Source organism: Streptomyces sp. TRM70350 (assembly GCF_019219825.1).
Lineage (GTDB): Bacteria > Actinomycetota > Actinomycetes > Streptomycetales > Streptomycetaceae > Streptomyces.
Map to the genome: position 1 here is coordinate 23,213 of NZ_JAHUXH010000023.1, position 18,846 is coordinate 42,058.

General features: G+C 72.5%; 15 protein-coding genes and 3 pseudogenes. 6 read left to right on the forward strand and 12 right to left on the reverse strand.

Annotated elements, in window-relative coordinates; genetic code table 11:
• Positions 1 to 9: 9 nt before the first annotated feature.
• From KWI83_RS27570 to KWI83_RS27595, 6 genes and pseudogenes are all read right to left on the reverse strand, one after another.
• Positions 10 to 933, reverse strand: a complete 924-nt coding sequence (locus tag KWI83_RS27570) for a radical SAM protein (protein ID WP_218517095.1) — start codon at positions 931 to 933, stop codon at positions 10 to 12.
• The gene (locus KWI83_RS27575) at positions 930 to 1,499 is read right to left on the reverse strand and encodes a DUF6415 family natural product biosynthesis protein (protein ID WP_218517096.1); all 570 of its coding nucleotides are present in this window, start codon (positions 1,497 to 1,499) and stop codon (positions 930 to 932) included. The genes KWI83_RS27570 and KWI83_RS27575 overlap by 4 nt, the downstream gene beginning before the upstream one ends.
• 559 nt (positions 1,500 to 2,058) lie before the next feature.
• Positions 2,059 to 3,247, reverse strand: a pseudogene (locus KWI83_RS27580) (helix-turn-helix domain-containing protein).
• A 64-nt stretch (positions 3,248 to 3,311) separates the two neighbouring features.
• Positions 3,312 to 3,953, reverse strand: coding sequence for an HAD family hydrolase (locus KWI83_RS27585; protein WP_218517097.1), 642 nt, complete (start codon positions 3,951 to 3,953; stop codon positions 3,312 to 3,314).
• Positions 3,954 to 4,717: 764 nt separating this feature from the next.
• Entirely contained in the window at positions 4,718 to 5,446 is a 729-nt protein-coding gene (locus KWI83_RS27590) for a hypothetical protein (protein WP_308122209.1), read from the reverse strand.
• 1 nt (position 5,447) lies between these two features.
• A complete protein-coding gene (locus tag KWI83_RS27595; RefSeq protein ID WP_218517098.1) occupies positions 5,448 to 5,993 on the reverse strand; it encodes an RNA polymerase sigma factor in 546 nt (181 codons plus the stop codon).
• Positions 5,994 to 6,207: 214 nt separating this feature from the next.
• Here KWI83_RS27595 and KWI83_RS27600 point away from each other — a divergent pair, with 214 nt between their 5' ends.
• Positions 6,208 to 7,236, forward strand: a complete 1,029-nt coding sequence (locus KWI83_RS27600; protein WP_218517099.1) for an aspartate-semialdehyde dehydrogenase — start codon at positions 6,208 to 6,210, stop codon at positions 7,234 to 7,236.
• On the opposite strand, the gene KWI83_RS27605 is transcribed toward KWI83_RS27600, so the two are convergent.
• The gene (locus tag KWI83_RS27605) at positions 7,233 to 7,727 is read right to left on the reverse strand and encodes a DUF1203 domain-containing protein (RefSeq protein WP_218517100.1); all 495 of its coding nucleotides are present in this window, start codon (positions 7,725 to 7,727) and stop codon (positions 7,233 to 7,235) included. The genes KWI83_RS27600 and KWI83_RS27605 overlap by 4 nt on opposite strands.
• Before the next feature lie 113 nt (positions 7,728 to 7,840).
• On the opposite strand from KWI83_RS27605, the gene pepN reads away from it, so the two are divergent.
• The 3 genes from pepN (at position 7,841) to KWI83_RS27620 (ending at position 11,806) form a co-directional block, all read left to right on the forward strand.
• Positions 7,841 to 10,459, forward strand: a complete 2,619-nt coding sequence (gene pepN / locus KWI83_RS27610) for an aminopeptidase N (protein WP_218517101.1) — start codon at positions 7,841 to 7,843, stop codon at positions 10,457 to 10,459.
• 92 nt (positions 10,460 to 10,551) lie between these two features.
• On the forward strand, positions 10,552 to 11,007 hold the full coding sequence (locus KWI83_RS27615; RefSeq protein WP_218517102.1) for a GNAT family N-acetyltransferase: 456 nt from the start codon (positions 10,552 to 10,554) through the stop codon (positions 11,005 to 11,007).
• A gap of 259 nt (positions 11,008 to 11,266) precedes the next feature.
• Positions 11,267 to 11,806 carry a MarR family winged helix-turn-helix transcriptional regulator gene (locus tag KWI83_RS27620; protein ID WP_218517103.1) on the forward strand — a complete coding sequence of 180 codons (540 nt, stop codon included), beginning with the start codon at positions 11,267 to 11,269 and terminating at the stop codon, positions 11,804 to 11,806.
• Positions 11,807 to 11,816: 10 nt separating this feature from the next.
• Here KWI83_RS27620 and KWI83_RS40425 read toward each other — a convergent pair whose 3' ends face one another.
• Positions 11,817 to 12,143, reverse strand: a complete 327-nt coding sequence (locus tag KWI83_RS40425) for a hypothetical protein (RefSeq protein ID WP_374106394.1) — start codon at positions 12,141 to 12,143, stop codon at positions 11,817 to 11,819.
• A 145-nt stretch (positions 12,144 to 12,288) separates the two neighbouring features.
• Positions 12,289 to 12,363 (reverse strand): annotated as a pseudogene (locus tag KWI83_RS40430) (FAD-dependent monooxygenase); the annotation flags it as partial.
• Here KWI83_RS40430 and KWI83_RS27630 point away from each other — a divergent pair.
• Positions 12,362 to 12,765, forward strand: a pseudogene (locus tag KWI83_RS27630) (TetR/AcrR family transcriptional regulator). The pseudogenes KWI83_RS40430 and KWI83_RS27630 sit on opposite strands and share 2 nt — an antisense overlap.
• A 102-nt stretch (positions 12,766 to 12,867) precedes the next feature.
• On the opposite strand, the gene KWI83_RS27635 reads toward KWI83_RS27630, so the two are convergent.
• The 3 genes from KWI83_RS27635 to KWI83_RS27645 all read right to left on the reverse strand — a co-directional run bounded on the left by KWI83_RS27635 (position 12,868) and on the right by KWI83_RS27645 (position 15,651).
• The gene (locus KWI83_RS27635) at positions 12,868 to 13,143 is read right to left on the reverse strand and encodes a hypothetical protein (RefSeq protein ID WP_218517104.1); all 276 of its coding nucleotides are present in this window, start codon (positions 13,141 to 13,143) and stop codon (positions 12,868 to 12,870) included.
• A 78-nt stretch (positions 13,144 to 13,221) separates the two neighbouring features.
• Complete coding sequence (malQ, locus tag KWI83_RS27640; protein WP_218517105.1) at positions 13,222 to 15,351, reverse strand: 4-alpha-glucanotransferase; 2,130 nt, start codon at positions 15,349 to 15,351, stop codon at positions 13,222 to 13,224.
• On the reverse strand, positions 15,352 to 15,651 hold the full coding sequence (locus tag KWI83_RS27645; protein ID WP_218517187.1) for a hypothetical protein: 300 nt from the start codon (positions 15,649 to 15,651) through the stop codon (positions 15,352 to 15,354).
• A gap of 246 nt (positions 15,652 to 15,897) precedes the next feature.
• On the opposite strand from KWI83_RS27645, the gene KWI83_RS27650 reads away from it, so the two are divergent.
• Entirely contained in the window at positions 15,898 to 18,816 is a 2,919-nt protein-coding gene (locus tag KWI83_RS27650; RefSeq protein ID WP_308122210.1) for a beta-N-acetylglucosaminidase domain-containing protein, read from the forward strand.
• The last annotated feature ends 30 nt before the right edge of the window (positions 18,817 to 18,846 follow it).

An 18,846-nucleotide genomic window follows, 5' to 3' on the forward strand; every position in this document is an offset into this window, starting at 1 on the left:
GGGCGTCTCCTAGTCGTACACGGGTTCGCAGGCCGGGGTCTCGGCCGGGGAACAGTCGGAGCCGTCCTGATCAGGGTTGCAGGCCGTCACGACTCCCGGGGAGGGCTGGCACGAGTCCTCTTTGGGGGTGCAGGTGTCCGGCACACAGTTACCGCGGTTGCGAGGGATCGACGCCGCGACGTGCGCCCACTGCTGCCCGGCGAACACCGCCTTCAGCCCGGCCGTCTTCACGGAGCCGGCGGGCAGGAACCGCCCCAGCACGCAGGGGGCCACGGTACCGTCCGGCAGAACAGCGGCTTTCCCGTCGGCGCACCGCCCGCACAACTCCGACATGGACGGGATCAGCGCCGTCCTGGCGGCGTTGCCCACGGCGCGCACCCGGTCGACGTGCACCCGCTTGACGCCGAGGGCTGCCATCTCGGCACGGGCCTCTTCGGAGCGCTGCCCGTCGCGCACCTGGATGATGCCGACCTTCACGGGGATGCCGCGGCGCACCGCCTCGGCGATGTTCGCCCGGGTCGAATCGTGGGACCCCTTGCGGCCGGTGATCTCGTCGGGGTCGTCGGAGTAGTACGACGTTCCCAGGCTGACCTTCGGGTGGGCGAAGAGTTCCCAGTGCTCGCGCCGCACTCGGTACAGATTGCTGAACACCTGGACTCCGAGCCCCGAGTCCAGGACGTACTCGACCAGAGCGGCGAAGTCGGGGTGCAGGGTGGGTTCGCCGCCGATGAACTGCACGGTTTCCACGCCGAGCTGGGTGGCCTCGTCGATGACACGCCGCCAGTCCTCACTGGTCATGGTGCCGTGGCCCTTCGTCGGCCCGGCCTGGGCGTAGCAGTGTGACGCGCACGTCAGCTGGCACCGGCCGGTGATCTCCAGCTCAAGGAAGGTCAGCGGTGCGGGCGTTGCGGGTGCCTCGGGAGCGATGGTCATACGTGTCCTTCCTGTGCTTGATGTCCGTCAAGCGATGGCCGGCTGTCGGTCCGGGCGCTTGCAGCAGTGGGGTTTCGGCGAAGCTGGTTCCAGTGGTCGCCGAGCCGTCGGCCGCGCTCGCAGTGGCTGTCGTCGGTCCGGCAGACCCAGCATCGCGTCCCGTGGATGGCCCAGCGGCGGAAGGCCAGTTGGGCGGGGCTCCAGTGGTCGCCCGTCACCGGTCCGCTGTTGAAGGCCTCGTAGTGGCGGCACAGGGCGTTGACCGAGCGGGCGAGCCGCTGGGCGTGCGCGATTCCGGCGGGCAGGCTGCGGCCGGGCTCGACGCCCAGGAGGTGCCGCGCCTCACCGATGCAGGCGGACGCCGCGACCCGGATCCCGGCGTCCGCCGGGGCGGCCAGGGTGGCGGTCTCGACCTCGGGGACGGCGAGCATGAGGTGCCCGCGCAGCTGGAGCGTGAGCGTCTCCAGCTCCTCGTGGCTGGGCGGTTCGGCGTCGTCCGCGAGCAGCCGGTGCGCGGTGGCGCGCATGGTCTGGATGTCGATCCGGAGGGAGGGGTTCACGGTCATGGCAGTTCACCCCTGGACCGGGCGTTGGCGGCCGCGACGGCAGCGCTGAGACCGTCAGAGACCGCGACCGGCTTCAGGTTCTCCGGCTCGGCGTCGGTCATCGTCACTGCGCCTCCCCGGCCGGTGCCGCACGCCGCCGGAATACGCGACCTCTCAGCTCTGTGAGGGCCCGTGGTACAGATGGCATGTCGACGCTCCTTACAGCGTTGGCCGCGCTCGGGACCGTCGCGCGCGGTCGCCGGGGTCTGTTGATCTCTGCGGAGTTCACGCCGCTTCCGCCGTGTTCTGGACCCGCAACTGACGGTCTGCCGGACGCGGTCGCCTCCAAGGAGCTTGACGTGTCCAGCTGCGCGTAGGCTCTTGTTGACGGCCGCCCGCAGTCGTAGCGGGCCTCACCGTGCAGTCGGACGGCCCTCACGCGCCCGTCGATGACCCTGGGCGCGAGCGGGACCGCGTTGGGCATCCCCGGTTCCCATCTGCTGGTTCCTACGCTTGCGACAGATGGTGAGGGGAGGAAGGAGCAACAAGTACCCCAGCGAGGGGTAGTTGGGCGGCCCACTCAGGTGGCGGCGCACCACTCGGCGAAGTTGGTGAGAGTCTCCGAGTCGGCTCGCTTCAAACGGCGCAGCGTGGCGGCATCCTCACGCACCCAGGGGTGTTCTCGGGTGTGCTGCGGGGCGATGTGCCGAGCGACCTTCAGCGACTCGAATGCATCGTCCGCGAGGCCGGACCACAGCTGCGCGCGGGCCAGCTCGATATAGAACCCGGAGCGCCGTTCGGCAGGCAGCTCTTTGGGTGGCTTCCACTCGCTGGCGATATCGAGGGCACGGCCGACGTGCTCGTCTCCGAGGCTGACCGCGACGGACACCTCGTGGGCCTTCACAGAGTCCGGGCCGAACGCGGTTCCGCAGTACACGTCCTCTGCTACCCGGTCGGCGAGCGCACTCGCCTCATTGAGGTGCGTGACGGCCGCTGATGCATCACCTGCCCTGCCTGCGATGACGGCGGCCCGCATGTGCAGGGCGCCCTTCGCCGCGATCTCCGGCGGGGCGGCGGGAGCAGGGGCCGCATCCAGGGCCTGTTCCAGGACGCGTAGTCCGGCCGCATGGGCGCGGGCTGCGAAGAACGTCTCCGTACGCACGTAGGCCACGGACGCGGACAGCAGCGGATCGCCGGCCTCGGGTACAGCCCAGCGCATGAGCTCGACGAGGCGCGCGGAGAGGTCGTGAGCACAGAACTTGTAGGCGACAGCGTCTGCGGAGCGGTAGGCCTTCACCAGAAGGCCGGCCAGCTCAGGCCGCTCTGGACCGCGAGCCGCGTGGTAGGCGCGGGCGAGTTCGGTGAGCAGGTCGGGCAGCTTGCGGGCGATACGGGTGTACTGGGCGGCCAGCCGCCAGCGGGCGGCCTCGGTGACGGCTGCCCGCAGTTCATGGATGGGACCGACCGGGCCGTCGTCCGGGAGGTCGTACGTGGCGAGCGCGGCGGAGAGCGCGGGCAGCGCCTCGTGCAACACGGGTGTGGGCCGCTCCGCGGTCGGCCAGTAGGCGCGCGGGGTCGACTCCCAGTGCCTCCGCGATGGCTTCGAGGGTGGAGTCGCCGACGCCGCGCTCGCCGCGCTCAATCTTGCGGATGGCGCCGAGAGACACATGTGCCGCGTCGGCGAGCTGCTGCTGCGTCAGCTTCGGCCGCATGACGCTGCGGTAATAGGCGATCCGCGCGCCTACTCCGCCCTTGCTGCGTGCGGGCATACTGGCTCCAGTTCGGTGCGTCGACTCCGAACCGTACCCGCGCCGAGACGCCGCGTGGTTGCGGTCAGCCCTTCGCGATCTCCGTGAGCTGGGTCAGGGTGTCGATCCGCCAGTCCGCCGCGGCCACAACCTCCGGGTCGTCCGCCCAGAGGTGCCCCCATGGTCCGCGGCGAACGTGCGCCACGCGCAGCCCGGCAGCCTTCGCCGGGAAGACGTCATTGGCCGGGTGGTCGCCGACGTACAAGGTAGCGCTCGGAGCAGCCTGCGCCACCTCCAGCACCCGCCGGAAGAACTCCTGCTGCGGCTTCGCCACACCCCACTCCCCAGAGGTCACGATGAGATCCGCCGGGAGGTCAAGGTCGCGTAGCAGCTCAGCTGCGCGAGTTGTCTGATTACCCGCGACGATGACGCGTACGCCGGCCTGCCGGAGCGCGGACAGGGCCGGGCGGACGTCGTCATAGAGGTCGCTCTCGTCGAGGCGTTCACCGCGGCCGGCGGCTTCGCGGGCGTGGTACTCGGCAGCGACGTCGATGCCTGGACGCGCGAGCCGGAGGGCTTCGGCGTTGTCGTGTCCCTGGGCGACAACAGCTCCGACGAGCGCGGAGACGGTATGACGGGGGACGTTCAGCCAGTCTGCCCAGGAAGCCCAGTACCGGTCGTCTCGGGTGATCGTCTCGCCGACGTCGAACACGATGGTCTCAATCACCCTGGGAGCCTAAGGCGCTGCCGGATGAGCGCGGTGATGATCGGGTGGTCGAGGGGAGCTTCACTGACGCCAGCCTCATCGGCGAGCGTTGCAGCGAGGAACGCCTTCAAATGCGCAGTACGGGGGCGCGAGGTCCAACGCTCGGTAACTCCGAGAGTTTAGGTGGTTCGTCCGGCGAATTCGTGACTTTCGGACTTCCACCGCCCGACCATCTGCCCGTCTCGCAGGAATTCACCTACAGGGAAGCCGCAAACTGGTTCCTGTGCCCGGACGTCGGCAAGACGGTCCGCGCCTGCGTGGCGGCGTTGCCGCGCGGGCCGATGGCGAGGTGACCGTCGGGGCCGCCCGCTTCTTCGAAGTGTCGTGCTTCCGCGAGCCGAGTAAAGGGTGAGTAAAGGGCGCTTCGCGTCGGCTTCGCCGATCGGCCTTCGGCCGACCCTTGACGCGACTCGCTGCAGCACGGGGAAGAAGCGGGCGAGCGGCCCGGAAAGGCGGGTGGCCGAGGCATGCTTGCGGAAGCAGGCCGGTTGCCTCGGCGCCCGGCGTGGACGGGCGCGTCAGCGTCTCGCATGCACGCCGGGCCGGCCAAGCGGGCTCGGCCCGGTGGGTGATACGCACCAACCGAGTGGGGGCACGCCTGGCAGGCTCGGCGGCCTGCCGCCTGCAGCTCGCGGCATTCGACGGCCGCTGGGACGGCTCGTTACGTCATAACCGTCGGAGCGGCGTGCAGGGGTCGGGCGTCCGGCTGGGCGCCCGCCCTTCCTCTATTCGCAGGGTGTCATACCCGCCTGCCGCAACGTCCGGATGAGCAGCGGGCGTTGCGCGGCGATCGCGGCCTCGCCGACCAGCCAGAAGTCGGGGGACGCGCTGTCGTGGCGGATGGCGACGAGCAGCTGATCGCCCTCGTCGAGGCCGACGTCGGCGGGCATCACGAACGTGGCCTCGGTGTCGGTCTTCGCCGGTTTGTAGGAGCGGGTCACCTCCAGGGTGACGCGTTCCTCGCCGGTGCCGGGGACGGGCCGCGTGTCCGTCACCTCGCCCTCGGCGACCAGACGGGCGCAGGCGAGGTAGGCGGGGGAGCCCAGGGGGCCGACGGCCTTGGAGGACTCGGACTGGGCACTGTCGGCCGCGGCCCCGGAGGTCTCCGTCACGCCGCCGCCCGCCTGGCCGAGCAGCCAGCCCAGGCCCACCACCATCGCCCCGGCGGCCGCGACCCCGACCGCGCCGAGGGCGAGGGCGAAGTGGCGGCGGCGGTGTGGTCGTACCCGGACCGGCGGCGCCGGGACCTCCGACGGTTCCTCCGGGGCCTCCTCCGCCAGCGCCCCGCCGATCAGCCGCAACTGCTGCCGCAGCAGCGCCACGTCCGCCGCCGCCGACCGGTGCTCGGCCATGAAGGCGGCGTCGGCGCGGGCCGCGTCGGGCAGCGGCTCGTCCGTGAGGACGGCCATCAGCGGGTCCACGCCGGTGCCCCCGCCGTCGTGTTCGACGGTCACCTCACACCACCTCGTCCTCGTGCAGGCGGGCGCGCAGGGCCCGTACCGCCGTGTGCAGCCTGCTCTTGACCGTGCCCTCCGGGATGCCGAGTTCCTCGGCGATGGAACGCACCGGCAGATCGGCGTAGAACCGCAGGACGAGGACCTGACGCTGGGCGTCGGGCAGCTCGTCCAGCCCCTGGGCGACCGCGAGGGACAGCAGGCTGGTGTCCTCGCCGGAGGGGTGCTCCAGCTGGCGCAGCGACGCCAGGCGTTCCCCGATCCGCTCCTGCCGGCGTTTGGCGCGGTGCCAGTCCATGGCGAGGTTGGAGGCGACGACCGCCGCCCACGCGGAGACGTCGCGCGGCGCCTCGCGGCCGTCGGCGGCCCGCTCCAGCAGCCGCAGGCGGACCTGCTGCACCCCGTCCGGCAGGTCCGCCTGCGGCACTCCGCCGAGCGCGAGCACCGCCCGTACCCGGCGCTCCTGGGCCGCGTCCAGGGGATCCCCGACATCGCTGTGTACGTCGCCCCCCTGGCCGCGGCGCGCCTTTCTGCGCAGCACCGCCACCCCTCTCCTCGCCGCGTTTCCCCTATGACGCCGGGACGGGCGGAAACGTTCGGTTCGGTTCCGGGGCGGTGATCAGTGGCGTATGTCACGGAGGTGCCGTCCCACTACGCGGGCACAAGCCCAAAGGATTGGACACAGGGGCCCGGGTGCCCCGCATGATGGAAAGGCCCCGGTCAGGGACGGGGCGCCCCGCAAACCACGCAAAGGAGTCGTCGTGAGGGTCGGAATCGTCGGAGCCACCGGTCAGGTCGGCACGGTCATGCGCAGGATCCTCACGGAGCGCGACTTCCCGGTGACGGAGCTGCGGCTGTTCGCCTCGGCCCGTTCGGCGGGGACGGTCCTGGACGGCGTGACCGTCGAGGACGCGGCCACGGCCGACTACACCGGCCTGGACATCGTCCTGTTCTCCGCGGGCGGCGCGACCTCCAAGGCGCTGGCCGAGAAGGTCGCCGGGCAGGGCGCGGTCGTGATCGACAACTCCTCCGCCTGGCGCCGGGACCCTCAGGTGCCCCTGGTGGTGTCCGAGGTGAACCCGCACGCGATCGCGAGCCGCCCCAAGGGCATCATCGCCAACCCGAACTGCACGACGATGGCCGCGATGCCGGTGCTGAAGCCGCTGCACGCGGAGGCGGGGCTGGAGGCCCTGGTCGTCGCCACCTACCAGGCCGTTTCCGGCTCCGGCCTCGCGGGCGTCGACGAGCTGTTCGAGCAGGTGAAGAAGGTCGGCGAGGACGCGCCGAAGCTCACCCACGACGGCTCGGCGGCCGAGTACCCGGCGCCGAACAAGTACGTCGCGCCGATCGCGTACAACGTGCTGCCGCTGGCCGGTTCGATCGTGGACGACGGTCTGGGCGAGACCGACGAGGAGCAGAAGCTCCGCAACGAGTCCCGCAAGATCCTGGAGATCCCCGAGCTGAAGGTCTCCGGCACCTGCGTGCGCGTCCCCGTCTTCACCGGCCACTCGCTCCAGGTCAACGCCCGTTTCACCCGCCCGATCAGCGTCGAGCGCGCCAAGGAGCTGCTGGCCGGCGCCCCCGGCGTGGCCCTGACCGACGTCCCGACCCCGCTCCAGGCGGCCGGTCAGGACCCCTCGTACGTCGGCCGCATCCGCCGCGACGAGACGGTGGAGAACGGGCTCGCGCTGTTCGTCTCCAACGACAACCTGCGCAAGGGCGCGGCACTGAACGCGGTGCAGATCGCGGAGCTGGTGGCGGCGGAGCTGACCACCAAGGCGGCCGGCTAGTCCCTGCGGATCGCCTGCTGGTCCCTGCGGACCTCGTAGAGGAAACAGCCGTACTCGACGGCCCGGACGTGGACGAGCGCCACCTCCGGGTCGTCGAACGCTTCAGCGAACGCGGTCTGGAATCCGTCCTCGACCAGGCGTCCGCCCAGGATGCGCCCCTCGGCCGAGTACCGCCGGACCGTGCGGTGGGCGTTCGTGAAGGGAAGCTCCTCGTCGAGCGTCGGCCCCGCGCACTCGTCCGCGTGAATGAAGGCGGGGCCCTGTTCGTCGTACGCCCCCGGATCGGCGCCCGTCTGAGCGGCCCAGCGGCGCAGCGGGGCGTACGAGACCAGGGCGATCCGCTCCCCCGGCGCACTGCGGCGCAGGCAGCAGCGCAGCGGCGCCCCGCCTTCCTCGTCCGTCACGGGAACCATCTCGCGTCCCGCGTCGTCAGCAGAACGCAGCTCCTTCAGGACCGGCGGCTCGATCGGTCGTGCGAGGTACGTCGTCATGGGCCCAGGCTCGCGCGTGCCCCGCCCCGCCCACCGGCGGTCAACGGACATCGCGTTCGGCGCTGGTCCCGTGGAAGGATGGCGCAACTGACACATAACGAGGAGATGACCGCGTGCCTGGCACAAACCTGACTCGCGAAGAGGCGCAGCAGCGGGCGAAGCTGCTCACCGTTGACTCGTACGAGGTCGATCTCGACCTCTCCGGGGCGCAGGAGGGCGACACCTTCCGGTCCGTGACCACCGTACGCTTCGACGTCGCCGGTGGGGGCACCTCCCGCTCGAGCGTAGCCGAGAGTGGGGGAGGTACCGAGTCCTTCATCGACCTGGTGGCGCCGACGGTCCACGAGATCACCCTGAACGGCGACCCGCTCGACCCCGGCGCGGTCTTCAAGGACTCCCGGATCGCCCTGCACGGCCTGCTGGAGGGCCGGAACGTGCTGCGCGTGGTCGCCGACTGCGCGTACACCAACACCGGCGAGGGCCTGCACAAGTTCGTCGACCCGGTCGACGACCAGGCCTATCTCTACACCCAGTTCGAGGTGCCGGACGCCCGCCGCGTGTTCGCGTCCTTCGAGCAGCCGGACCTGAAGGCGACCTTCCAGTTCACCGTACGGGCGCCCGAGGGCTGGACCGTCATCTCCAACTCGCCCACGCCCGAGCCCAAGGACAACGTCTGGGTCTTCGAGCCGACACCGCGCATCTCGACGTACATCACGGCGCTGATCGTCGGCCCGTACCACAGCGTGCACAGCGTGTACGAGAAGGACGGCCAGTCCGTCCCGCTCGGCATCTACTGCCGTCCGTCCCTCGCCGAGTACCTCGACTCGGACGCCATCTTCGAGGTGACCCGGCAGGGCTTCGCGTGGTTCCAGGAGAAGTTCGACTACGCGTACCCGTTCCAGAAGTACGACCAGCTGTTCGTGCCGGAGTTCAACGCGGGCGCGATGGAGAACGCGGGCGCGGTGACCATCCGCGACCAGTACGTCTTCCGTTCGAAGGTGACGGACGCGGCGTACGAGATGCGAGCCGAGACCATCCTGCACGAGCTGGCCCACATGTGGTTCGGCGACCTGGTCACCATGGAGTGGTGGAACGACCTGTGGCTGAACGAGTCGTTCGCCACCTACACGTCCATCGCCTGCCAGGCCGCCGCGCCCGAGTCGCGCTGGCCGCACGCGTGGACGACGTTCGCCAACTCCATGAAGACCTGGGCGTACCGCCAGGACCAGCTGCCGTCCACGCACCCGATCATGGCCGAGATCCGTGACCTGGACGACGTGCTGGTCAACTTCGACGGCATCACGTACGCCAAGGGCGCCTCCGTACTGAAGCAGCTCGTCGCCTACGTCGGGGAGGACGAGTTCTTCCGGGGCGTGCAGGCCTACTTCAAGCGCCACGCGTACGGCAACACCCGCCTGACCGACCTGCTGACCGCGCTGGAGGAGACCTCCGGGCGGGACCTGAAGACCTGGTCGCGCAAGTGGCTGGAGACGGCCGGGATCAACATCCTGCGCCCCGAGATCGAGACGGACGCGGACGGTGTCATCACGTCCTTCGCGATCCGGCAGGAGGCACCGGCGCTGCCCACGGGCGCGAAGGGCGAGCCGACGCTGCGGCCGCACCGGATCGCGGTCGGGCTGTACGAGATGGACTACGACGCCGGGAAGCTGGTGCGCGAGGAGCGCGTCGAGCTGGACGTCGACGGCGAGCTGACGGCCGTACCGCAGCTGGTGGGGCGCCCGCGTCCGAACGTCGTGCTGCTGAACGACGACGACCTGTCGTACGCGAAGGTCCGCCTCGACGAGCAGTCGCTGGCCTTCGTCACCGACCACCTCGGCGACTTCGAGTCGTCGCTGCCGCGGGCGCTGTGCTGGGCGTCGGCGTGGGACATGACGCGCGACGCGGAACTCGCCACCCGCGACTACCTGTCCCTGGTCCTGTCCGGCATCGGCAAGGAGTCGGACATCGGTGTGGTGCAGTCGCTGCAGCGGCAGGTGAAGCTGGCGATCGACCTGTACGCCGACCCGGCCGCCCGGGAGGCGCTGCTGACCCGCTGGACGGATGCCACGCTGGCACACCTGCGCGCCGCCGCGCCGGGCGGCGACCACCAGCTGGCCTGGGCGCGCGCCTTCGCGGCCACCGCGCGGACGCCGGAGCAGCTGGATCTGCTGGAGGCGCTGCTGGACGGGTCGCAGACGATCGAGGGCCTGGTCGTGGACACGGAACTGCGCTGGGCGTTCGTGCAGCGGCTCGCGGCCGTGGGCCGCTTCGACGAGGCGGAGATCGCGGGCGAGTACGAGCGCGACAAGACGGCGGCCGGCGAACGGCACGCCGCCACCGCCCGCGCCGCCCGCCCCACGCCGGAGGCCAAGGCGGAGGCCTGGGCCTCCGTCGTCGAGTCCGACAAGCTTCCGAACGCCGTCCAGGAGGCGGTCATCTCCGGCTTCGTCCAGACGGACCAGCGGGAGCTGCTCGCGCCGTACACCGACAAGTACTTCGAGTCGGTGAAGGGTGTGTGGGACTCCCGCTCCCACGAGATGGCCCAGCAGATCGCGGTCGGCCTGTACCCGACGGTCCAGGTCACCGCGCACACCCTGACGAAGACGGACGAGTGGCTGTCGACCGCGGAGCCGAGCGCGGCGCTGCGGCGGCTGGTGTCGGAGTCGCGGGCCGGGATCGAGCGCGCGCTGCGTGCGCAGGCGGCGGATGCGGCGGCGGGGGCGCAGGGGTAGGGCTGCCTGGCCTGGTTGTACGTCGATGGGGGCGCCCGGCGAGTTGGGCTCGCGGGCGCCCCTTCGCATGGGTGTGCGATAGTGTGCCGATCATGGGGGACTGGGAGCTGCGGCCGGCGTCGGGGGCGGACGTCGAGGCGGTGGCCGAGTTGCGGGCCGTGGTGCTGCGGGCGGATCTGGAGCGGCTCGGGCGGTACGACGAGCGGCGGGTGCGGCAGCGGCTGCGGGACGGGTTCGTACCGGAGCACACGTGGGTGATCGAGGCGGACGGCGCGTTCGCGGGCTGCGTGTCCCTGCGTCCGGCACCTGACGCCCACTGGCTGGAGCACTTCTACCTGACCCCGCACCTCCAGGGCACCGGCATCGGCGGGGCCGTACTGCGCGCCCTGCTCGAGCAGTGCGACCGCGACGGCACCGTGGTCCGCCTGAACGTCCTCCAGGGCAGTCCGGCTCGACGGCTGTACGAACGGCATGGGTTCGCGGTGGAGTCGGAGGGTGCGGTGGATGTGTTCATGGTGCGGGTGCCGGGCGGGGGTCGGCTTCCGTAGCGGGGGCGGGCGTCCGAAGCAGGGGCGGGCGCGTCCTGGCGGAGGCGCCGGCGCCGCCAGCGACGCGCGAGATCCACTTCCCCAGCGGCGAGCAGCTCGTACGCCTCCCCGACCTCCCCGCGCGCATGTGCCGCCAACTCGGCGTCCGCGAGCTCCAGTTGCTCGAACACCGCCTCCGGCCGAGTTTGCCTGATTACTAAGCAACTTACACGCAAGCTACTTTCTTGCCACCGACCAACCAGGCGCGGATACTGCACCCATGCCCCCGAACCCCAACCCCGCCCCCGCCCCCGCCCCCGCCCCCCAGGACCCCGTCGACGCGATCGTCGAGCAGTGGGCCGCCGTACGCCCCGACCTGGACACCAAGGCGATGGAGGTCTTCGGCCGCATCTACCGCCTCTCCCGCACGATGGGCGACCGGTTGGAGAAGGCATACGCGCGCTTCGGCATCTCACGCGGCGAGTTCGACGTCCTGGCCACCCTGCGCCGCTCCGGCGAGCCCTACGCCCTCTCGCCCCGCCAGCTGTCGGCCACCCTCATGCTCACCACCGGCGGCATGACCGGCCGCCTCGACAAACTGGAACGCGCAGGCCTCCTCCGCCGCTCCCCCGACCCCCACGACCGCCGCGCCCTCCGGGTCACCCTCACCGAAAAGGGCCTCCACCTCATCGAGGAGGCGGTCGGCGCGGGCCTCTCCGTCCAGGCGGAGGCCCTGTCGGCCCTCACAGACGAGCAGGCCGACCAACTGGCCGACCTGCTGAGGGAGTTGCTGGCGGGGGCGTCGGAGGATCGACGGTAGGGCGGGGCGTTCAGCCCAGGTGAGCCGTCAGAGCCGCCTCGATCGTGGTGGGGGTGGCGGAGTCGGTGGCCCAGGTGATGTAGGCGTCGGGGGGGATCAGGAGGGGGGTGCGGCGGGCGTCCGTCCAGTGGGCGACCGTCAGGCGGTCGGTGCGGGGGGTGGACGGTGGCTCGTAGGGGGCCGGGGTGATCAGGAGGAAGTGGCCGGTGCGGAGGGACTCGTAGAGGCGGCCGGTCGTGAGGGGGGCGTCGGTGCCGGTGAGGGGGGCCTCGGGGGGCCGGGTAGCGGTAGCCGATGCCGGAGATCTGGGCGACCACCTTGCGGCGGGCGGGGCCAGCGACGTTGACGAGGGCGGAGATCAGGGCGCGGGTGGCGCGTAGGGCGGGGCTCTGCGCTCCGACCAGGCGGACCAGGCCGCCGCTGCTGCGCAGTACCGCCTTGCCGACCGGGTGGCGTTCGGTCTGGTACGTGTCCAGCAGGCCCTCCGGTGCCCAGCCCCGGACGGCGGCCGCGAGCTTCCAGCCGAGGTTGGCGGCGTCCTGGAGGCCGGTGTTCATGCCCTGGCCGCCGGCCGCGGCGGGTGGCCTCCCAGAACGCTTCGCCGCCGACGGATACGAGCGCGCCACCATCCGGGCCATCGCCAAGGACGCGAACATCGACCCGTCGATGTCATGCGCTACTACGGCAACAAGGAGGGCCGCTTCGCGGCCGCCGTCGCCGTCGATCTGAAGCTCCCCGACCTCGCCACGGTCCCCCGCTCCGACATCGGCCGCGCCCTCGTCTCGCACTTCCTCGACATGTGGGAGGACAACGAGGTACTCACCGCCCTGCTAAGGGTCGGCGCGACCAACCAGGCCGGGGCCGAGCGGATGCCGCCCGCGACGGCGCTCGTCCGTCAGGAGATCGTCGCCTGGCTGGCGCCCACCATCCAGCGCTACCTCACCGCACCCAGCCCCTGAGCCCCTGGACATGCCAAGGGCGCCGACCTCGTGGGCGTACAAGACGTACGACGAGAACGGCGCCGTCGGGAGGTGCGCGGCGGACTCGGGCGGAGCCCCGCGTCAGGCCTTCGCGTCGGCCTTGGTCGTGATGTTGGACGTGGTCGTGTCCTTCTGCTTGTGGGACTTGTCCAGCACCATCACCAGGCCCGCGATCACCGCGAAGATCACGATCGGGGTGACCACGAACCAGCCCAGCGTCTCGATGACGCTCAGGCCCGGGCCGGGGTCGTCGCCGTCGTCACGCGTCAGCGCGAGCGCGGGGGACGACATGAGCAGCATCATCAGCGTCGTACCGGCGGCCAGGGCGCCGGCGCGCAGGGCGTTCTTCTTGTCCACGGTGCCAAAAGTACCGAACACCGGGTGCGGCCGCGCGGCCGGGGTGCCACAAGAGGCGCGGTGACCGTCAAAGAAGGGTCACGCCGACCCGGGGTCACCCCCACCACCGGCTCCAGTCCCGCCCTGAGCGCCGTCCCCCCGCAAAACCTCCACCAACCCCCGCAACCGCACAGAAGCCGCCAACCCCTCCAACGTCACCACCCGCCCCGCCGCATCCGCGATCGGCAGCCGCCAGTTCGGATACTCGTCCCACGTCCCCGGCAGATTCTGCGGCCGCCGATCCCCCACCCCGTCGGGCAGCCACACGCCGATCATCCGGGCCGGCGTACGCAGCAGGAAGCGATGGACGGCCTGGACCTCGGCCTCCTCCTCCCCCGCACCGAGCCCGCCGCCCGTGCCCCGCAGCAGACCGAGCCGGGCGAGCAGCGCCAGCCATTCCCCCGTGTCGGCGGCCGCTTCCCCCCGCTCCACGTCCACTGGGCGGGTGAGCAGGCCGAGCCGGTCGCGGAGGTCGACGTGTTCGCCGGTCAGCCGGGCGGCGGTGGGCGGCAGGTCATGGGTCGTGGCGGTGGCCAGGCAGTCGGCGCGCCAGCGGTCGGGCGGCAGCGGGCGGCCGTCGCCCTCCCAGTCCCGCTCGAACCACAGCACCGACGTGCCGAACACCCCCCGCCGCCGCAGCGCTTCGCGCACCCCCGGTTCCACGGTCCCCAGGTCCTCGCCGATCACCATCGCTCCGGCCCGCGAGGCCTCCAGCACCAGTACGGCGAGCATGGCCTCCGCGTCGTAACGGACGTACGTCCCCTCCGTGGGCGGCAGCCCCACCGGCACCCACCACAGCCGGAACAGGCCCATCACATGGTCGATGCGGAGCGCGCCCGCGTAGCGGAACAGGCCGCGCAGCAAGCCCCGGAACGGCGCGTACCCCGACTCGGCCAGCCGGTCCGGGCGCCACGGCGGCAGGCCCCAGTCCTGGCCGCGGGCGTTGAAGGCGTCCGGCGGGGCGCCCACGGACATCCCGGCGGCGAAGTACCGCTGCTGCGCCCAGGCGTCGGCGCCCCCGGGATGTACGCCGACCGCGAGGTCGTGCACGATCCCGACCGGCATCCCCGCCTCCCGCGCGGCGCGCTGCGCGGCGGTGAGCTGGGCGTCGGTGAGCCAGGCGAGACGGGAGTGGAAGTCGACGCGGTCCATCAACTCCCGCCGGGCACGGGCGGTTTCGGCCGACCGCGGGTCCCGCAGACCGTCCGGCCAGGTGTGCCACTCGGGTCCGTGCACCTCGGCCAGCGCGCACCAGGTGGCGTGGTCCTCCAGGGCCTCGCCCTGCTGGGCCAGGTAGTCGCAGTAGGCGGCGCGTCTGCCGGGTCCGAGGGGGACTTGTGCTACGAGTTCCAGCGCTTCCCGCTTCAGTTCCCACACCGCGTCCCGGTCGATCAGCGCGCCCTTCTCCAGCACCGACTCCCGCAGCCGGTCGGCCCGTTCGGCCAGTGCCCGCGCCCGCTCGCGGTCGCCGACGTAGGCGTACTCGGGGATGGCCTCGATGCGCAGATGCACCGGGTCGGGGAAGCGGCGGGAGGAGGGGCGGTACGGCGAGGGGTCGGTGGGGGCGCCGGGCACGGCCGCGTGCAGCGGGTTGACCTGGACGAATCCGGCGCCGAGGGAGCGTCCGGCCCAGGCGGTGAGTTCGTCGAGGTCGCCGAGGTCGCCCATGCCCCAGGAGCGCTGCGAGAGCAGGGAGTAGAGCTGGACGAGGAGGCCGTACGAGCGTGCTCCCGGCGTGGGCAGCCGGGGCGGGGCGGCGATCAGGTGGGCGGCGGCGGTCCGGCCGTCGGGTGCGGTGGCGGTGAGCCGGTGGACGCCGGGCGGGAGGTGCTCGGCGGCGTCGCGGGTCTCGCCCTGCTCGGTCTCGATCCGCAGCCGGGTGCCGCCGGGTAGCCCGGCGAGGGCGTCCGGCGCGGCGCCGCCCCAGCACACGACGGTCGGCGGCAGCAGCCGCTCGCGCACGTCCGCGCGGCGGGCGGCGAGTGCGGCGCGCGTGGCCTCGGGCGTGCTCGCGTCGACGCCGAGCGCGGCCAGGGTCCGGGTGAGCGCGGCGGCCGAGGCGGTGACCGTGCGCTCCGGGGAGGGGCTGTAGGAGGGGGCGACGCCGTACGACTCCGCGAGCCTGCACAGGTCTTCGCCGGGAGCTTCGGCCGGGCGGGGTGCGGTCATCTACGGCCTCGTGGAGTCGGCGTCCGGGACGGCGAGTGGCGGCTCGCTGGTGAGGGGCTCGGCGTCGGGCAGCGGGGGTTCGCTGGTCAGCGGGGCCTCGGTGCAGGCGCCCTCCGCGCTGAAGACGCACACGCGCGCGAGATCCGGATCGGCGGACGCCCCGTCGGCGGGCGACGGCTCCGCCTGCCGCGGGAACGGCGTGCGTTTGGAACGGGTCGTGTCCCCGGGGGCGGAGGTGCCTTGGGTGCGGGGCGTGTCGTCGGAGAGGGCGGACAGCAGAAGGTGTGCCGATGCGGCCACGGGGGCCTCCTTGTCGAGTCGAGTGGGTCATCGCAGCCCTACCCAGTGAGCGCGAGGCCAGACGCCCGCACGACGAAGAACGTCCTTCTCGTCACATTCCGTACGCGCCCGCTCTCTCCAGGTTCTGACAGTTCTGACAAACAGCGCACAGCGGCCACTCCCGTTGACACTCCCCGCCGCGGATGGTGGGCTCGATCTCTCTCTGACGCGGACATGAGAAGAGACGGACGACAGCGAGGAGGGCCTGTGCGGCTGCGGCACGGACGGGGGACGGTCGCGCTGGCGTTCGCCGTGGTGGCGGGGACCGGCACCGCCGGAACCCTGGGCTCAGTCCCCACCGCCCAGGCAGCCCCACTGGCCCCACCGGCTCCCCGGGCAGCCCCGCTGGCCCCACCGGCTCCGCGGACGGCCCCGGAGTCCCCCACCGCCGACGCCAAGCCCCCCTCCGTCTGGCCCCGCCCCCAGTCCCTGCGCCCCACCGGCACCCCGGCCACCGTCACCGACGAGGTCGCGCTCCAGACCGGCCCGACGGCCGACCCGTACGCCGTCCAGGCGCTGCGCACCCTGCTGCGCCAGGCCGGAGCCCGCCGGATCACCACCACCGGCGATCCCGTCCCGCCCGGCGCCCTCGTCGTCCGCGCCGGGACGCGGACCCCCGACCGCGACCTTCCCTCCGGCGGCTACGAGCTCACCGTCGACGGCGACACCGTCACCCTCTCCGGCACCGGCCCGGACGGCCTCTTCCACGCCGTTCAGACCCTGCGCCATCTCCTCCGCCCGGACGGCACGATCGCGGGCGCGGTCGTCCGCGACTGGCCCGGCACCGCCGTACGCGGCACCGCCGAGGGCTTCTACGGCGAACCGTGGACCCGTGAACAGCGGCTCGCCCAGCTGGACTTCATGGGCCGCACCAAGCAGAACCGTTACCTGTACGCCCCCGGCGCCGACCTCTACCGGCAGGCGCGCTGGCGTGAGCCCTACCCGGCCGGGCAGCGGGCGCAGTTCCGGGAGCTGGCGGAGCGGGCCCGGCGCAACCACGTCACGCTCGGCTGGGCGGTGGCCCCGGGCCAGGCCATGTGCCTCTCCTCGGACGCGGACGTCGAGGCGCTGACCCGGAAGATGGAGGCGATGTGGGCGCTCGGGTTCCGGGCGTTCCAGCTCCAGTTCCAGGACGTCAGCTACAGCGAATGGCACTGCGAGGCGGACGCGGAGCGGTTCGGGTCGGGTCCGGAGGCGGCGGCACGGGCACACGCGCGTGTGGCGAACGCCGTGGCGCGGTACCTGGCACACCGCCACCCGGACGCCGCCGCACTCACCTTGATGCCGACCGAGTACTACCAGGACGGCGCCACCGAGTACCGGCGGGAGCTGGCGGGCGCGCTGGACGCGGGTGTCCAGGTGGCGTGGACGGGCGTGTGCGTGGTGCCGCGCACCATCACCGGGCGCGAGCTGGCCACCGCCCGCGAGGTGTTCCGGCACCCGCTGGTCACCATGGACAACTACCCGGTCAACGACTACGCCCAGGACCGCCTCTTCCTCGGCCCCTACACCGGCCGCGAGCCCGCCGTCGCCGCCGGTTCGGCCGCCCTCCTCGCCAACGCGATGGCACAGGCGGAGGCTTCCCGCATCCCGCTGTTCACCGCAGCCGACTTCGCCTGGAACCCGCGCTCCTACCGCCCCCAGGAGTCCTGGCGGGCCGCCCTCGACGACCTCGCGGCGGGCGACGAACGCCGCGCCGAGGCCCTGACCGCGCTCGTGGGCAATGACGCGTCCTCGGTGCTGGGCGGGGAGGAGTCGGCGTATCTGCGACCGCTGCTGGAGGCGTTCTGGCGGGAGCAGGCGGCCACGGACGGCACGGCGGACGGGCGGACACGCGAGACAACCCAGGACCGCCTCCGTGCCGCCTTCACCGTCATGCGCGAAACCCCGGCCCGCCTCTCCGGCACCCCGCTCGCCCTCGAAGTCACCTCGTGGACCGAGCAGTTGTCCCGCTACGGCGAGGCGGGCCTCGCCGCGCTCGACATGCTCGAAGCCCAGCGCACCGGCGACCCGACGGCGGCCTGGACGGCGTACCGCACGCTCGGCGAGCTGCGGGAGCGGCTGGGCGCGGCGCGGGTGACGGTCGGCGAGGGCGTGCTGGACCCGTTCCTGGCGCGGGCGCAGCGGGCGTACGAGAGCTGGGCGGGGCTCGATGCCGAGCCGGGCGCCGACCGGGGCGGCGCGAGCGACGGCCGGACCGTCCGCTTCCCGCACGCCCGCGCGCTCGCCGCGGTGACCGTCCTGACCGACCCCGGCACGCGCGGCACCGTCGAGGCCCTGGTGCCCGGCGAGGGCTGGCGGCGGGTCGGCGCGCTGGACGCCTCGGGCGCCACCGAGCTGACCGCGCGCCTGCGCGCCGACGCCGTCCGTGTCACCGGCCCGGCGCCTGCCCGGGTACGGCATCTGGTGCCCTGGTTCGCCGACTCGCCCGCCGCCGCGCTTCAGGTGCCGGGCACGGCGGACGCGGAGATCGGCGGGACCCGGCGGCTGACGGCCCGGTTGAGCGCGCTCAGGCCCGCCGATGTGCGGGGCCGTCTCACCGTCGAGGCGCCGAAGGGGATCGAGGTGCGCGTCCCGGACGGTGCGCTGACGCTGCCGCGCGGGTCGTCGGTCGAGGTGCCGGTCGAGGTGACCGTGCCGGAGGGGGCGCCGGTGCGGTCGTACGACATCCGGCTCGCGTTCGGGGAGGTGTCCCGCACCCTGACCCTGCGCGCCTTCCCGCGGACCGCCGGGCCCGACCTGGCGCGCACCGGCACCGCCCGTTCCTCCGCCGACGAGACGCCCGACTTCCCGGCGTCCGCGGCGAACGACGGGGATCCGCAGACGCGCTGGTCGTCGCCGGTGGACGACGGCGCCTGGTGGCAGGTGGAGCTGGCCCGGCCGGTGCGGCTCGGGCGGGTGGTGCTGCACTGGCAGGACGCGTATCCGTCGGCGTACCGGATCCAGGTCTCGGCGGACGGCCGCCGCTGGCGTACGGCCGCGGTGGTGCGGGACGGGCGCGGGGGCCGCGAGGAGCTGCGGATGGACGAGCGGGACGTGACGTACGTGCGCGTGCAGGGCGAGAAGCGGGCGACGGCGTACGGGTACTCGCTGTGGTCGGTGGCGGCGTACGCGGTCGCCAACTGAGCCCCGTCCACCCGCGCGGGGAATTTTCCC

Coding starts and splice junctions, on each gene's coding strand:
- KWI83_RS27570 (WP_218517095.1), bottom strand. CDS start 933: ATGACCATCGCTCCCGAGGCACCCGCAACGCCCGCACCGCTGACCTTC.
- KWI83_RS27575 (WP_218517096.1), bottom strand. CDS start 1,499: ATGACCGTGAACCCCTCCCTCCGGATCGACATCCAGACCATGCGCGCC.
- KWI83_RS27605 (WP_218517100.1), bottom strand. CDS start 7,727: ATGACGACGTACCTCGCACGACCGATCGAGCCGCCGGTCCTGAAGGAG.
- KWI83_RS27615 (WP_218517102.1), top strand. CDS start 10,552: ATGGGGGACTGGGAGCTGCGGCCGGCGTCGGGGGCGGACGTCGAGGCG.
- KWI83_RS27620 (WP_218517103.1), top strand. CDS start 11,267: ATGCCCCCGAACCCCAACCCCGCCCCCGCCCCCGCCCCCGCCCCCCAG.
- malQ (WP_218517105.1), bottom strand. CDS start 15,351: ATGACCGCACCCCGCCCGGCCGAAGCTCCCGGCGAAGACCTGTGCAGG.